The sequence below is a fragment of the Enterobacter sp. 61D5 genome (assembly GCF_034107965.1).
GTDB classification, from domain to species: domain Bacteria; phylum Pseudomonadota; class Gammaproteobacteria; order Enterobacterales; family Enterobacteriaceae; genus Enterobacter; species Enterobacter cloacae_M.
In genome coordinates this window covers 213,204-227,108 of the sequence record NZ_JAWNFK010000003.1, presented here as the reverse complement: position 1 = coordinate 227,108, position 13,905 = coordinate 213,204, and the positions used below count along the sequence as shown (strand labels likewise).

Annotated in this window: 14 protein-coding genes and 1 other annotated feature; of the genes, 10 read left to right on the top strand and 4 right to left on the bottom strand. The window is 57.2% G+C overall.

Annotated elements, in window-relative coordinates; genetic code table 11:
- Positions 1-36: 36 nt before the first annotated feature.
- Positions 37-1,374, top strand: a complete 1,338-nt coding sequence (locus UTM25_RS02685) for an MFS transporter (RefSeq protein WP_194401471.1) — start codon at positions 37-39, stop codon at positions 1,372-1,374.
- Positions 1,375-1,425: 51 nt separating this feature from the next.
- Positions 1,426-2,655, top strand: a complete 1,230-nt coding sequence (locus UTM25_RS02680; RefSeq protein WP_194401472.1) for a DUF3748 domain-containing protein — start codon at positions 1,426-1,428, stop codon at positions 2,653-2,655.
- Here the strand turns inward: UTM25_RS02680 and UTM25_RS02675 are convergent.
- Positions 2,652-2,984 (bottom strand): YceK/YidQ family lipoprotein, encoded by a 333-nt coding sequence (locus tag UTM25_RS02675; protein WP_024907391.1) that lies wholly within the window; start codon positions 2,982-2,984, stop codon positions 2,652-2,654. The two genes, UTM25_RS02680 and UTM25_RS02675, sit on opposite strands and share 4 nt — an antisense overlap.
- A gap of 248 nt (positions 2,985-3,232) precedes the next feature.
- Positions 3,233-3,304: a sequence feature (ROSE (Repression Of Heat Shock gene Expression) occurs in the 5'-region of heat shock genes and acts as an RNA thermometer to modulate expression.), on the top strand.
- Here UTM25_RS02675 and ibpA point away from each other — a divergent pair.
- The 3 genes from ibpA (at position 3,298) to UTM25_RS02660 (ending at position 5,156) form a co-directional block, all read left to right on the top strand.
- Positions 3,298-3,708 (top strand): small heat shock chaperone IbpA, encoded by a 411-nt coding sequence (gene ibpA, locus UTM25_RS02670; protein WP_008500162.1) that lies wholly within the window; start codon positions 3,298-3,300, stop codon positions 3,706-3,708. It overlaps the preceding feature by 7 nt.
- Positions 3,709-3,844: 136 nt before the next feature.
- Positions 3,845-4,273 carry a small heat shock chaperone IbpB gene (ibpB, locus tag UTM25_RS02665; RefSeq protein ID WP_194401473.1) on the top strand — a complete coding sequence of 143 codons (429 nt, stop codon included), beginning with the start codon at positions 3,845-3,847 and terminating at the stop codon, positions 4,271-4,273.
- Positions 4,274-4,415: 142 nt separating this feature from the next.
- Positions 4,416-5,156, top strand: a complete 741-nt coding sequence (locus UTM25_RS02660; RefSeq protein WP_194401474.1) for a DUF4225 domain-containing protein — start codon at positions 4,416-4,418, stop codon at positions 5,154-5,156.
- On the opposite strand, the gene UTM25_RS02655 is transcribed toward UTM25_RS02660, so the two are convergent.
- Complete coding sequence (locus UTM25_RS02655; RefSeq protein WP_194401475.1) at positions 5,134-5,457, bottom strand: hypothetical protein; 324 nt, start codon at positions 5,455-5,457, stop codon at positions 5,134-5,136. The two genes, UTM25_RS02660 and UTM25_RS02655, sit on opposite strands and share 23 nt — an antisense overlap.
- Positions 5,458-6,306: 849 nt before the next feature.
- On the opposite strand from UTM25_RS02655, the gene UTM25_RS02650 reads away from it, so the two are divergent.
- Positions 6,307-7,968, top strand: coding sequence for a putative transporter (locus UTM25_RS02650; RefSeq protein WP_032662051.1), 1,662 nt, complete (start codon positions 6,307-6,309; stop codon positions 7,966-7,968).
- Here the strand turns inward: UTM25_RS02650 and UTM25_RS02645 are convergent.
- Positions 7,936-8,682, bottom strand: coding sequence for a UTRA domain-containing protein (locus tag UTM25_RS02645; protein ID WP_194401476.1), 747 nt, complete (start codon positions 8,680-8,682; stop codon positions 7,936-7,938). The genes UTM25_RS02650 and UTM25_RS02645 overlap by 33 nt on opposite strands.
- Positions 8,683-8,903: 221 nt before the next feature.
- On the opposite strand from UTM25_RS02645, the gene UTM25_RS02640 reads away from it, so the two are divergent.
- The 4 genes from UTM25_RS02640 to UTM25_RS02625 all read left to right on the top strand — a co-directional run bounded on the left by UTM25_RS02640 (position 8,904) and on the right by UTM25_RS02625 (position 12,622).
- The gene (locus UTM25_RS02640; protein ID WP_194401477.1) at positions 8,904-10,526 is read left to right on the top strand and encodes an alpha-glucoside-specific PTS transporter subunit IIBC; all 1,623 of its coding nucleotides are present in this window, start codon (positions 8,904-8,906) and stop codon (positions 10,524-10,526) included.
- On the top strand, positions 10,523-11,845 hold the full coding sequence (locus UTM25_RS02635) for a 6-phospho-alpha-glucosidase (protein WP_194401478.1): 1,323 nt from the start codon (positions 10,523-10,525) through the stop codon (positions 11,843-11,845). Before UTM25_RS02640 ends, UTM25_RS02635 begins: the two co-directional genes overlap by 4 nt.
- Before the next feature lie 92 nt (positions 11,846-11,937).
- Entirely contained in the window at positions 11,938-12,285 is a 348-nt protein-coding gene (locus tag UTM25_RS02630) for a YidH family protein (RefSeq protein ID WP_014068263.1), read from the top strand.
- The gene (locus UTM25_RS02625; protein WP_194401479.1) at positions 12,275-12,622 is read left to right on the top strand and encodes a DUF202 domain-containing protein; all 348 of its coding nucleotides are present in this window, start codon (positions 12,275-12,277) and stop codon (positions 12,620-12,622) included. The genes UTM25_RS02630 and UTM25_RS02625 overlap by 11 nt, the downstream gene beginning before the upstream one ends.
- Here the strand turns inward: UTM25_RS02625 and dsdA are convergent.
- Positions 12,606-13,895, bottom strand: coding sequence for a D-serine ammonia-lyase (gene dsdA / locus UTM25_RS02620; RefSeq protein ID WP_194401480.1), 1,290 nt, complete (start codon positions 13,893-13,895; stop codon positions 12,606-12,608). The genes UTM25_RS02625 and dsdA overlap by 17 nt on opposite strands.
- Positions 13,896-13,905 lie beyond the last annotated feature (10 nt).

The window sequence follows — 13,905 nt, the reverse complement described above, 5'->3', positions numbered from 1 at the left end:
ACATACAAAAATATAACCCTCTGTAAATTACAGGGCATGGTGAGCGGCTTCGCTATGCCTAAAATCTGGAGACAGATTGCGATGGATATTCCAGTTACCGCTACAAAAACCGGGCGTCGCCGCTACCTGACGCTGATTATGATCTTTATTACCGTAGTCATTTGCTATGTCGACCGCGCCAACCTTGCCGTGGCATCGGCGCATATTCAGGAAGAGTTTGGCATCACCAAAGCGGAAATGGGCTACGTCTTTTCGGCGTTTGCCTGGCTGTATACGCTATGTCAGATCCCGGGCGGCTGGTTCCTTGACCGCGTGGGTTCTCGTTTGACCTACTTTATCGCCATTTTCGGCTGGTCCGTGGCGACCCTGTTCCAGGGCTTCGCCACTGGGCTGATGTCGCTGATTGGCCTGCGCGCCATCACCGGGGTGTTCGAAGCGCCCGCATTTCCGACCAACAACCGCATGGTGACCAGCTGGTTCCCGGAACACGAGCGCGCGTCCGCCGTTGGCTTTTACACCTCCGGGCAGTTTGTCGGCCTGGCGTTCCTGACGCCGCTGCTGATCTGGATCCAGGAGCTGCTGAGCTGGCACTGGGTATTCATCGTCACGGGTGGGATTGGCATTATCTGGTCGCTAATCTGGTTCAAGGTTTACCAGCCGCCGCGTCTGACCAAAAGCATCACCAAAGCCGAGCTGGACTACATCCGCGACGGCGGTGGCCTGGTGGACGGCGATGCACCGGTGAAAAAAGAGGCGCGCCAGCCGCTGAGCAAAGCGGACTGGAAGCTGGTCTTCCACCGTAAGCTGGTGGGTGTTTATCTGGGCCAGTTCGCGGTGACCTCCACGCTGTGGTTCTTCCTCACCTGGTTCCCGAACTACCTGACCCAGGAGAAAGGCATCACGGCGCTGAAGGCGGGCTTTATGACCACCGTGCCGTTCCTCGCGGCGTTTTTCGGCGTACTGCTCTCCGGCTGGCTGGCCGATAAGCTGGTGAAAAAAGGCTACTCGCTGGGCGTGGCGCGTAAAACGCCGATTATCTGCGGGCTGCTGATCTCCACCTGCATCATGGGTGCCAACTACACCAACGATCCGGTGTGGATTATGACCCTGATGGCGGTGGCGTTCTTCGGTAACGGCTTCGCCTCTATCACCTGGTCGCTGGTGTCGTCCCTGGCGCCGATGCGGCTGATTGGCCTGACCGGCGGCGTGTTCAACTTTGTCGGCGGGCTGGGCGGGATCACCGTACCGCTGGTCATCGGCTACCTGGCGCAGGACTACGGCTTCGGCCCGGCGCTGGTCTATATTTCCGCCGTGGCGCTGATCGGGGCACTCTCCTACATCCTGCTGGTGGGCGACGTGAAACGAGTAGGCTAATCTCTGCGGATGTTTTACCCTGATGCACTCACCGTGCATCAGGGTATCCTCATGAAACAAATCACCTTCGCTTCCCGTAACCACCAGCTGACCAACATCAATACCTGGACGCCGGACAGCCAGTGGCTGGTCTACGACGTGCGTCCGTCCGGTGCGTCGTTCACCGGTGAAACCATCGAGCGGGTCAATATCGCTACGGGTGAGGTAGAGGTGGTATATCGCGCCATCGATGGCGCGCACGTCGGCGTGGTGACCGTTCATCCTGCAGAAGAGAAATATGTCTTTATCCACGGCCCGAAAAACCCGGATGCGGACTGGCACTACGATTTTCATCATCGTCAGGGAGTGGTTGCACAAAACGGTCAGGTGAGCAACCTGGACGCGATGGATATCACAGCGCCCTACACCGCAGGCGCGCTGCGCGGCGGCAGCCACGTCCATGTCTTCAGCCCGAACGGGCGGCTCGTCAGCTTTACCTATAACGACCATGTTCTGCACGAGCGCGATCCTAAACTTGATTTACGCAACGTCGGCGTGGCTGCGCCTTACGGCCCGGTGAACCCGCAGGGGAACCATCCCCGTGAGTATCCGGGAGCCTTCTGGAGCGTGCTGGTTAGCCGCACGACGCCTGACCCACGGCAGGGCAGCGATGAAATCAACCGCGCTTACGAAGAGGGCTGGGTGGGCAACGACAGGCTGGCGTTTATCGGCGATACCCTCTCCGCGCAGGGCGAAAAAGTACCCGAACTGTTTATCGTCGACCTGCCGAAAGACGAGCAGGGCTGGAAGCGTGCGGGCGATGAGCCGCTCCAGGGTACGGCAGAGAGCCTGCCAGCGCCGCCTGCCGGGGTGATGCAGCGTCGTTTGACCTTTACGCATCAGAGGGCGTACCCGGGCCTGGTGAACGTGCCGCGTCACTGGGTTCGCTGCAACCCGCAGGGGACACAGATTGCGTTTCTGATGCGGGATGATAACGGCATTGTGCAGCTGTGGCTGATCTCTTCTGAGGGAGGCGAGCCGCGCCAGTTGACGCGTACCGGGAGCGATATTCAGTCAGCATTTAACTGGCATCCTTCCGGCGATCGTCTGGGGTTTGTGCTCGAAAATCGGATCGCCTGCTGCGACGCACAGACCGGAGAGGTGACGTTTTTGACGTCCGATCACGGCAACCCGCCGTCTGCTGATGCGGTCGTGTTTTCCCCTGACGGGCGCGTTATTGCGTGGATGGAGGAGACAGCCGGTTTCCGTCAGCTTTGGGTAACGGAAACCGCGCAGTACTAGCGTGGAGGCATTTCAGCGGGCGGGATGACGGCGTTTGTCGCCAGATTTTCCTGCTCGCTTTTCTCTACCCGTGAGCGCACGGAGTTGTCCTTACGAAACATATCCCACGGCAGCAGAAGCGTATCCGCCACGGCCGTAAACGGCATATCCAGGATAACCAGGGATTTGGTGCCCCAGTTTGTATCGTCATCGGAGATCATCGCCGCGCTGGCGCGCGTCCCCGGATATGTTCCTTCTTTACCGCCGGTGTGAGACATCACGCTCGAACACCCGCAAAGTAAAACTACCCCGCTGAACGTCGTCAGCTTTATCAGAACATTTTTCATCATCACTCAGTCATCGTTAATGGCACTGCATAGACCTGCAACTCAGGGTTATAGCGAGCCTTATCCAAAATGGATAGCCCTATAACCCCGCACTGTGGCAGCCATCGCAATTTAACCCTTTGTGCTGTTGTCCCAGTCTAAGCGAGATGCAGGAAAGTACAAAAAAAAGTGTAGCTGTCGTTCTTGAAAAGCCTGATTGCAGACCCATTTTAAGAATGTGGCCCGATAACGAACTCGCCTGATGGGTGTTCGGGGGCGCAAAGGCCTGTCCATGGTGGAAGGCTACAATTTCTCGCTGATTTCAGGAGTTTTATTTATGCGTAACTTCGATCTTTCTCCGCTATACCGTTCTGCAATTGGTTTTGACCGCCTGTTTAACCATTTAGAAAATAACCAAAGCCAGAGCAACGGCTACCCTCCATACAATGTTGAGCTGGTTGACGAAAACCACTACCGCATCGCCATTGCCGTCGCCGGTTTTGCAGAAAACGAACTGGAGATCACAGCGCAGGACAACCTGCTGGTGGTGAAAGGTTCCCATACGGCCGAGCAGAAAGAACGTACCTACCTTTATCAGGGCATCGCCGAGCGCAACTTTGAACGCAAGTTCCAGTTAGCCGAGAACATTCACGTTAAAGGCGCGAACCTGGTCAACGGCCTGCTGTTTATCGAACTGGAACGTGTGATTCCGGAAGAGAAAAAACCGCGCCGTATCGAAATTAACTAATTACGCGGGTCGCGTGAGCGGCCCACCCGGACTTGCTTGCCGTAACGGGAGCATATGTGAATCCATCAGGATTTGCAGGAACAACTGTGCACAAAATTACACTGTGCCGAACTCGCTTCTCAGAAGGAGATTTAGTATGCGTAACTATGATTTATCCCCTCTGCTGCGTCAGTGGATTGGTTTTGACAAACTGGCTAACGCCCTGCAAAGCACCACCGAGCAACAGACGTTTCCGCCGTACAACATCGAAAAAAGCGACGATAACCACTATCGCATTACCCTTGCGCTGGCCGGTTTCCGCCAGGACGATCTGGACATCCAGCTTGAAGGCACTCGCCTGACCGTGAAGGGGTCGCCGGAAAAACAAGAGACCGGGACCAAATGGCTGCATCAGGGGTTGGTTAATCAGCCGTTTAGCCTGAGCTTTACCCTGGCAGACCATATGGAAGTGTCCGGCGCAACGTTTACCAACGGTCTGCTGCATATCGACCTGATCCGCAACGTGCCGGAAGCCATCGCGCCGCAGCGTATCGCCATTAGCGAGCGGCCTGCGTTGAATAGCTAATACATTTTTTGGCCGGGTGGCGACTCCATGCCGCGATGCGGCATCGGTTAGTTCTGCAATATTGCCGAGGTAACATCCATTTTTTGTTGTCAAAAATCGTTTCGGGAATATGCTTTCTGAAACTGATCAGCGAGGCGATAAAATGGACACGTTGCTTTTACCCGGCCAGAACCCCCGTGCCTGGGCGGAAACCATGATCAACCTGGAGGCAAGGAAACTGGTTGACACGGCCAACACGGTGGCGGCTATGCATCTCCAGGATGGTTTTATCCGGATTCAGTTTGTGGATGAGATCAGGGCATTTATCATGGCCCAGTTTGAGGCCGCACGCCGGGCAAAAACTGATGATGACTGTATGGCCTGCCTGCAGGCATTGCGCGCAGAGAACACCAGTCTGCTTGAACAATCCCGTTCGCTCAAAACCGGTTATGCAAAACTCTATGCCGAGGTGAAGGTTGTCCGGGACGAGAACAAAATTGTGGGCTACATCATTTCAGCGGTCGACGTCGTGGTGGCCGGCGCGGTGATTGTCGTAAATGGATTCAACACGATTTCACGGGAAGCCGCGCACAACCTCCTCGGTGATAAGCAGACGGAGGGAATTTTCGCTGACGGCTCGATGGAGATCGCTGAATTTCTGGGCTTCAGCCGGCAGCAGGGTCTGGGGACCTATAAGGCGATCACACTCTTCAGTGAAGTCTACGGCGCGTATGGTCTGAGGCTGAAACCAGAAGCACAACGGCTGTGGTACTGGACCAGGCCTGATTTCTTCAGGAAAGTATCCGGCACACCACGTCCCGCGATGGCGCTTAAAATAGCGGGATGGGGTGTTAAAGCCAAGGTGGCGCTTGATTTACTGACTATCGAGCCTTCCGGGAAATAGTCTTCTGCAGGCGGGATGCTTTCCAGCCAAGCGCAGGTGGAAAGGTCACCCAGGCAATGATCAGAACTACAAGGGAACTCATGCCCCCCGAAAGAATGTGTGTCCGGCTGCCGGCAATGAGGGTGACCAGCATAATCAGAACCAGCGCGACAGTGATCCATACCGACACCCGGAAGCGCCGTGAGAGCGCATCGATGAGATTCTGCATGGTGCCTCCGCCTGCTGCAAGCCGGCCCTGTAAATTCTCCACTTCGCTCTTACTGAAACCTGCCTCAAGCAACTCTTTCTCACTGATAGCCATCACGTCCTCCCTAATCAGGCGAAAGTATACTGTATCAGACCAATAATCCCCAGGTGACCGGCGTAAGCATAATAAAAGAAATTACGCGGCATGAAACACCTGCGGCCATCCGGACAGATTTGCCTGCTGAAGGAAACTACTTCCAGGGGGAATGCCAGAGTAGGCAGCGTGGCCAGTAATAATGTTTCTGCGGGCAGGTCACGCCATGCAGCTGAATACCATCTTATCCATATAAGGTTCAAACCAATCCTCACTCTCAGCTCGCCGGCTTTCCAGCAGTGACTTCGTGTAGAAACTCTCACTATCAATGAGCAGTGTTTTCTGGGCACATGCAGGGCATGGCCATTCCATATTCTAGTTCCCGAAAAATCTAGCCGAAATTTTATGAACAGGCATTTACTTGGGCTCCGTTGGTAAAAGTGATGGGGTCTGAATCAGCTCCTCGAATTCAGTGATAACCTACTTTCAACATAATCCATAAACCCTTCTGGAAAAAGAGCCACGCCCCTCGATTATCGACATGTCGGATAAACGGGTTTTGACTCTTCTCCATTTCTTTTTCGATTCTTTCCAGATCCCTTTCTGCCAACCACCTCCGATTAATTATTTCCTTTTTATGGCATATTTCCAGAAACCGGAAATTCAGCGCGCACCGAGTGGCGACTATGCCTACCCTGCTTAAAAATCTGTGCGGGCTGATGCCCTCACCCCGGCCCTCTCCCTGTGGGAGAGGGTGAAAAGATAAAGCCCTGCCCCGGCAGGGCTTTTTTGTGCGCCATCACCCATACAACCGCCCGCGGCTCTGAGAGAATCCTTAGCATAACTAAGGTTATGATAAGGAAGTGGGTCATGAGTGATATCGCGTTAACCGTCAGCGTGTTGGCCCTGGTCGCTGTTGTTGGCCTGTGGATAGGTAATATCAAAATCCGTGGCGTCGGGTTTGGGATAGGCGGGGTACTGTTTGGCGGCATTTTTGTCGGGCACTTCGCCGACAAGCTCGGGCTGGTCCTCAGCGCCGAAATGCTCCACTTTACTCAGGAGTTCGGCCTGATCCTCTTCGTTTATACCATCGGTATTCAGGTGGGACCGGGCTTTTTCGCCTCACTTCGGGTTTCCGGTTTACGGCTCAACCTGTTTGCCCTCGGCATTGTGGTAATGGGCGGGCTGGTCACCGCAATTCTGCACAAAATCTTCGATATCCCGCTCCCCGTGGTGCTGGGCATTTTCTCCGGGGCGGTCACCAACACGCCTGCTCTCGGCGCCGGGCAGCAAATCCTTCGCGATTTGGGTATCGAACCCGGCATTGTCGACCAGATGGGGATGAGCTACGCCATGGCCTATCCGTTTGGCATTTGCGGCATTCTGCTTTCCATGTGGCTGGTCCGCGTCCTGTTTCGCATTAACGTCGACAAAGAGGCGAAGGACCACGAAACCACGCTCACCAACGGCCATATGCCGATCAAAACCATCAACATTCGGGTCGATAACCCCAACCTGAACAATATGGCGATTCAGGACGTGCCGATCCTCAACAGCGCCAACATCATCTGCTCCCGCCTCAAGCGTGACGATATGCTGATGGTACCTGCCCCCGGCACCGTCATTCAGCAGGGCGATCTGCTGCACCTGGTCGGCCAGCCCGGAGATTTAAACAACGCGCGGCTGGTGATTGGTCAGGAAGTGGATACCTCGCTATCAACCCGCGGCACCGATATGCGCGTGGAACGCGTTGTGGTGACTAACGAACACGTTCTTGGCAAGAAAATACGCGATCTGCAGGTAAAGGAGCGCTATGACGTGGTGATCTCTCGCCTTAACCGTGCGGGTGTTGAACTGGTCGCCAGCCCGGAAGCCAGCCTGCAGTTCGGGGATATCCTCAACCTGGTCGGGCGCCCGTCGTCCATCGACGCCGTGGCGGATATGGTGGGTAACGCCCAGCAAAAACTGCAGCAGGTGCAGATGCTGCCGGTGTTTATCGGTATTGGACTCGGCGTGCTGCTCGGCTCCATTCCGGTGTACGTGCCGGGCTTCCCGGTGGCGCTCAAGCTGGGCCTGGCGGGCGGGCCGCTGATTATGGCGCTGATCCTCGGGCGTATCGGCTGTATCGGGAAGCTCTACTGGTTTATGCCACCGAGCGCCAACCTGGCGCTGCGCGAGCTGGGTATCGTACTGTTCCTGGCGGTGGTCGGGCTGAAGTCCGGCGGGGATTTTGTCGATACCCTGGTCAAGGGCGAAGGGATGAGCTGGGTAGGCTACGGCATCTTTATCACGGCGATCCCGCTGTTGACGGTGGGAATACTGGCGCGGATGTTCGCCAAAATGAACTACCTGACGCTGTGCGGGATGCTGGCGGGCTCCATGACCGATCCGCCAGCGCTGGCTTTTGCCAACAACCTGCACGCCACCAGCGGTGCGGCTGCGCTCTCCTATGCCACCGTCTATCCGCTGGTGATGTTCCTGCGCATCATCACCCCACAGCTACTGGCGGTGCTGTTCTGGGGGATGAGCTAGTAAATCTTCCGGGTGGATGCGCCGCAGATGGTAGTCCACCTGGTAATCACTGGTATTTCTGAACATCACGGAATAATTGAGGAACTCGCCGCTGTCGCTGTAGGAGAGAGACGTAATTCGCAGCAGCGGCGTCTGTTCCGGCAGGTTCATATAACCGGCCAGCGTTTTATCTGCCAGCACCGGCGTCAGGCTCTCGTAGTTGCCGCTGATAGTGATCCCGCACTCCTTCTCGATGTAATCAAACTTAGACCCCTCAAGATGCGCCAGCGAGAGGTGGCGGAACAGCTTCACCGGCATAAAGCTGTCCTCCAGCATCAGCGGCTTCCCGTCCACGTAGCGCACACGCCGTGAAAAGTAGATCCGCTCATCCACCTGAATTCGCAGCTGGCTGGCGATGGCGGGCGGGGCGGGCATCACTTCAAACTGTAAGACCTTACTCTGCACCTCTTTTCCCTGCTGCCGCAGCACCTCCACCAGCCCGGTCAGGTTGGTGGTTTCGTGGTGAACGTCTTTGCGCGAGACAAAGGTTCCGCTGCCGTGCCGCCGCTCAACCAGCCCCCAGCTCACAAGTAGATCCAGCGCCTTGCGGATGGTCATTCGCGCCACGCCGAACTCCTGCGCCAGCGCCTTTTCGCCGGGCAGCGGGCTGCCGATGTTGTAGTCCGACGAATTCAGCCGCAGCCGCAATCTGTCAGCAATAGATTTGTAGATCACCAGTAGACCTCTCTGCCCTTATCAGGGCGTGGATTGTGTCCTGACATGTCCATATTTACGTCAAAAAGTAGACCTGATTGGTCAAAATAAAACCATGAATGCGATCACGAATCGCAGCGGCACGCCATGTTCGCGCATCAGTAAGTTCTTATGCTCACCTCAGGCCAGCAAAAAACCATAAAGGCCTCTACCCCTACAGGTTGTTTCATGAGGATTTAAAAATGCTCAGTCAAATACAACGTTTTGGTGGTGCCATGTTTACCCCGGTGTTGCTGTTTCCGTTCGCCGGGATCGTGGTGGGAATCGCCATCATGCTTCGCAACCCGCTGTTTGTCGGCGAAGCCTTAACGGCCCCCGATCATCTTTTCGCGCAGATTGTTCACATCATTGAAGAGGGCGGCTGGGCGGTGTTTCGCAATATGCCGCTGATTTTTGCCGTCGGCCTGCCGATTGGCCTGGCGAAGCAGGCGCAGGGCCGCGCCTGTCTGGCGGTGCTGATTAGCTTCCTGACCTGGAACTACTTCATTAACGCGATGGGGATGACCTGGGGCCACTTCTTCGGCGTCGACTTTTCCGCCGAACCGACGGCGGGAAGCGGGCTGGCGATGATTGCCGGCATCAAAACGCTCGATACCAGCATCATCGGCGCCATTGTGATCTCAGGCATCGTCACCGCCATCCACAACCGCTACTTCGACAAGCCGCTGCCGGTCTTTCTGGGGATTTTCCAGGGCAGCTCGTTTGTCGTTATCCTCGCGTTCTTCGTCATGATCCCCTGCGCCTGGCTGACGCTGCTGGGCTGGCCAAAAGTGCAGATGGGCATTGAGTCCCTGCAGGCGTTCCTGCGGTCCGCCGGTGCGCTGGGCGTGTGGGTGTATACCTTCCTGGAACGCATTCTGATCCCAACCGGATTGCACCACTTCGTCTACGGTCCGTTCATCTTCGGCCCGGCGGCTGTGGAAGGCGGCATTCAGGTCTACTGGGCACAGCACCTGCAGGAATTCAGCCAGAGCACCCTGCCGCTGAAAACCCTCTTCCCGGAAGGCGGATTCGCGCTGCACGGCAACTCAAAAGTGTTTGGCTCGGTCGGGATTGCGCTGGCGATCTGGTACACCGCGTCGCCGGAAAACCGCGTCAAGGTGGCTGGCCTGCTGGTGCCGGCCACGCTTACCGCCGTGCTGGTGGGCATCACTGAACCGCTTGAGTTCACCTTCCTGTTTATCTCGCCGCTGCTGTTTGCCGTCCATGCCGTGCTGGCGGCGACTATGGCAACGGTGATGTACGCCTTTGGCGTGGTCGGGAACATGGGCGGCGGCCTGCTGGATCAGTTCCTGCCGCAAAACTGGATCCCAATGTTCCATAACCACGCCTCGACGGTATTCACCCAGATTGGCATCGGCGTCTGCTTCACCGGCATCTACTTCGCGGTCTTCAAAACGCTGATCGAACGTCTGAACCTGAAGACGCCGGGCCGGGAAGAGAGCGAAATCAAACTCTACAGCAAGGCCGACTATAAGGCAGCGCGGGGGCAAACCACCGCCCCGGCCGCGGCCAGCCAGCAGGTAGGGCAGGCCGCCGGATTCCTGCAGGCGCTCGGCGGCGCGGCCAATATCGAAAGCATCAACAACTGCGCCACCCGCTTGCGCATTGCGCTGGTGGATATGGCGAAAACCCAAAGCGATGACGTCTTCAAAGCCCTCGGCGCCCACGGCGTGGTGCGACGCGGCAACGGCATTCAGGTGATTGTCGGCCTGCACGTTCCTCAGGTGCGCGACCAGCTGGAATCGCTGATGAAAACTCCTTTAACAAATGAACAAACCACCCTGACAGAGGCTATATCATGAAAAAATTCTCAGTTGTCATTGCAGGCGGCGGCAGCACCTTTACGCCTGGTATCGTCCTGATGCTGTTAGCCAACCGCGACCGTTTCCCGCTGCGCGCGCTGAAGTTCTATGACAACGACGGCGCACGTCAGGAGACCATCGCCGAAGCGTGCAAAATCATCCTGAAGGAGCAGGCGCCGGAGATTGAATTCAGCTACACCACCGATCCTAAAGCGGCGTTTACCGATGTGGATTTCGTGATGGCGCATATCCGCGTGGGCAAATACCCGATGCGCGAAAAAGATGAAAAAATCCCGCTGCGCCACGGCGTGCTGGGCCAGGAAACCTGCGGACCGGGTGGCATCTCCTACGGCATGCGCTCTATCGGCGGCGTGCTGGAGCTGGTGGATTACATGGAGCAGTACTCCCCGAACGCGTGGATGCTGAACTACTCCAACCCGGCGGCAATTGTCGCGGAAGCCACGCGCCGCCTGCGTCCGAACGCCAAAATCCTCAACATCTGCGATATGCCGATCGGCATTGAAGGGCGCATGGCGCAGATTGTCGGCCTGAAAAACCGCAAAGAGATGCGCGTGCGCTACTACGGCCTGAATCACTTCGGCTGGTGGACGTCGATTGAAGATCTCAACGGCAACGATCTGATGCCGAAACTGCGCGAATACGTGGCTAAAAACGGCTATGTGCCGCCTTCGGAAGATGCGCATACAGAAGCGAGCTGGAACGATACCTTTGCCAAGGCCAGAGACGTGCAGGCGCTGGATCCGGACACCATGCCGAACACCTACCTGAAGTATTACCTGTTCCCGGACTACGTGGTCGCGCACTCCAACCCGGAGCGCACCCGCGCCAATGAAGTTATGGATCACCGCGAGAAGCACGTGTTCAGTTCCTGCCGGGCGATTATCGAAGCCGGTCACTCCGCCGCCGGTGAGCTGGAAATTGACGAACATGCGTCGTACATCGTCGATCTGGCGACGGCAATTGCCTTCAATACCCAGGAGCGGATGCTGCTGATTGTGCCAAACAACGGGGCCATCCATAACTTTGATGCCGACGCGATGGTCGAGATCCCATGCCTGGTGGGCCATAACGGACCGGAGCCGCTCACGGTGGGCGATATTCCACACTTCCAGAAAGGGCTGATGAGCCAGCAGGTGGCGGTGGAAAAACTGGTGGTGGATGCCTGGGAGCAGCGCTCGTACCAGAAACTCTGGCAGGCGATCACCCTGTCTAAAACCGTGCCGAGCGCGTCCGTCGCGAAAGCGATTCTGGATGACCTGATCGAGGCCAATAAGGACTACTGGCCAGAGCTGCACTAATCTTCCTGACCGGCATCGCCCGATGCCGGTCTCCTTGTCCTTGTCGATTTACGCTATGCTGAAGCCTGCCCGTAGCACGACAAGGAATCTTCATGAAAATTTCCCGCCTCGGCGAAGCGCCGGACTACCGCTTCTCGCTGGCTAATGAACGCACGTTTTTAGCGTGGATCCGCACCGCGCTGGGCTTTCTTGCCGCAGGGGTGGGGCTCGACCAGCTCGCGCCTGATTTCGCCACGCCGTTGATTCGTGAAGTGCTGGCGCTGCTGCTGTGCCTGTTCGCAGGCGTGCTGGCGATTTACGGCTACCTGCGCTGGCTGCGCAATGAGAAGGCGATGCGTCTGAAGCAGGATTTGCCCTATACGCGCGGGTTACTCATCATCAGCGCGATTCTGCTGACGGTAGCGGGCGTGGTAATGGTGCTGGTGTTCTATGGCGGATAGCCGCAAAGCGCGGCGCGAAGCGGACCCCGGCCTGCAGCCGGAGCGGACGTCGCTGGCCTGGCTGCGCACGCTGCTGGGGTATGGCGCGCTGATTGCCCTGGCGATTAAGCACAACTGGCACCGTACAGGGGTGCCGTTCTGGATCTCGATTGTTGTGCTGGCGCTGGTGGCGATCGTTTTATGGCGCTATACCCGCAGCCGTAACCTGATGGACGTGGCGCAGAACGACTTTGTGCAGCCGAAGGCGGTGCGGGATAAGTTCCTGATCGCCCTCGCTGTTCTCTCGCTGTCGCTGCTGTTTGCGGTAACCCATCTACAGGTTATTTTTTCCCTTTAGCCAGATACTTCGCCATCTCGTCTTCAGGCACCATCCCGCCGCCGGTCGCCCACACCAGGTGGGTAACGTTGGTATGCGAATGAACGCGCACCGGACCGGCCATGCCCGCCAGCGCCGACGGTTCCAGGCGAATGCCTTCCTCCTGCGCCAGCCAGCCGAGCATGTCGTACATGCTTTGGTCGGAAAGGGTGTAGAACCCGTCGAGCAGGCGCTCCATCGCGCGGCCCACGAAGCCGGAGGCGCGTCCTACCGCCAGACCGTCTGCCGCCGTGACGTTATCAATGCCCAAATCCTGCACCGCGATTTCATCGTGCAGGCCGGTGTAGACGCCGAGCAGCATGCACGGGGAGTGCGTTGGCTCCGCGAAGAAGCAGTGGACGTTATCGCCAAAGGCCAGCTTCAGGCCAAACGCCACGCCGCCGGGGCCGCCGCCGACGCCGCACGGCAGGTAGACGTACAGGGGATGATCGGCATCCACCACGCGGCCCTGTTCGGCAAACTGCGCCTTCAGGCGCTCGCCTGCAACGGCGTAGCCCAGGAACAAGGTGCGGGAATTTTCATCGTCAATGAAGAAACAGTTCGGATCGCTTTCCGCCGCTTTTCGTCCCTGCTCCACCGCCACGCCGTAGTCCTGCTCATATTCCACGACGATAACGCCGTGGCTGCGCAGTTTGGCTTTCTTCCACTCGCGGGCGTCGGCAGACATATGCACCGTCACCTTAAAGCCGATGCGGGCGCTCATAATGCCGATGGACATCCCGAGGTTGCCGGTTGAGCCTACAGCAATACTGTACTGGCTGAAAAAGTCCTTAAAGCGCGGCTCCAGCAGAATGCTGTAGTCGTCTTCAACGCTCAGCAACCCGGCTTCCAGCGCCAGTTTTTCCGCATGGGTCAGCACCTCATAGATGCCGCCGCGCGCTTTAATCGAGCCGGAAATCGGCAGATGGCTGTCTTTTTTCAGCAGCAGCGTGCCGGGAATAGACTTACCAGATTCTCTCTCCAGCCGCTTTTGCATCGCCGGGATCGCAACCATTTCGGATTCGATAATCCCGCCCGTTGCCGCCGTTTCCGGGAAGGCTTTCTCCAGGTACGGCGCGAAGCGGTTGAGGCGCGCGTGCGCGTCGTCCACGTCGGCTTTGGTCAGCCCGACGTACGGCAACCCTTCTGCAAGCGTCGTGGTGCGCGGGTTAAGCCAGGTGGTTTCTTTCAGGGCGATCAGATCCTCAACCAGAGGAAACTGTGCGGTTAAAGTAGTGATAGTTGCGTTTTCCATAATACGTCTC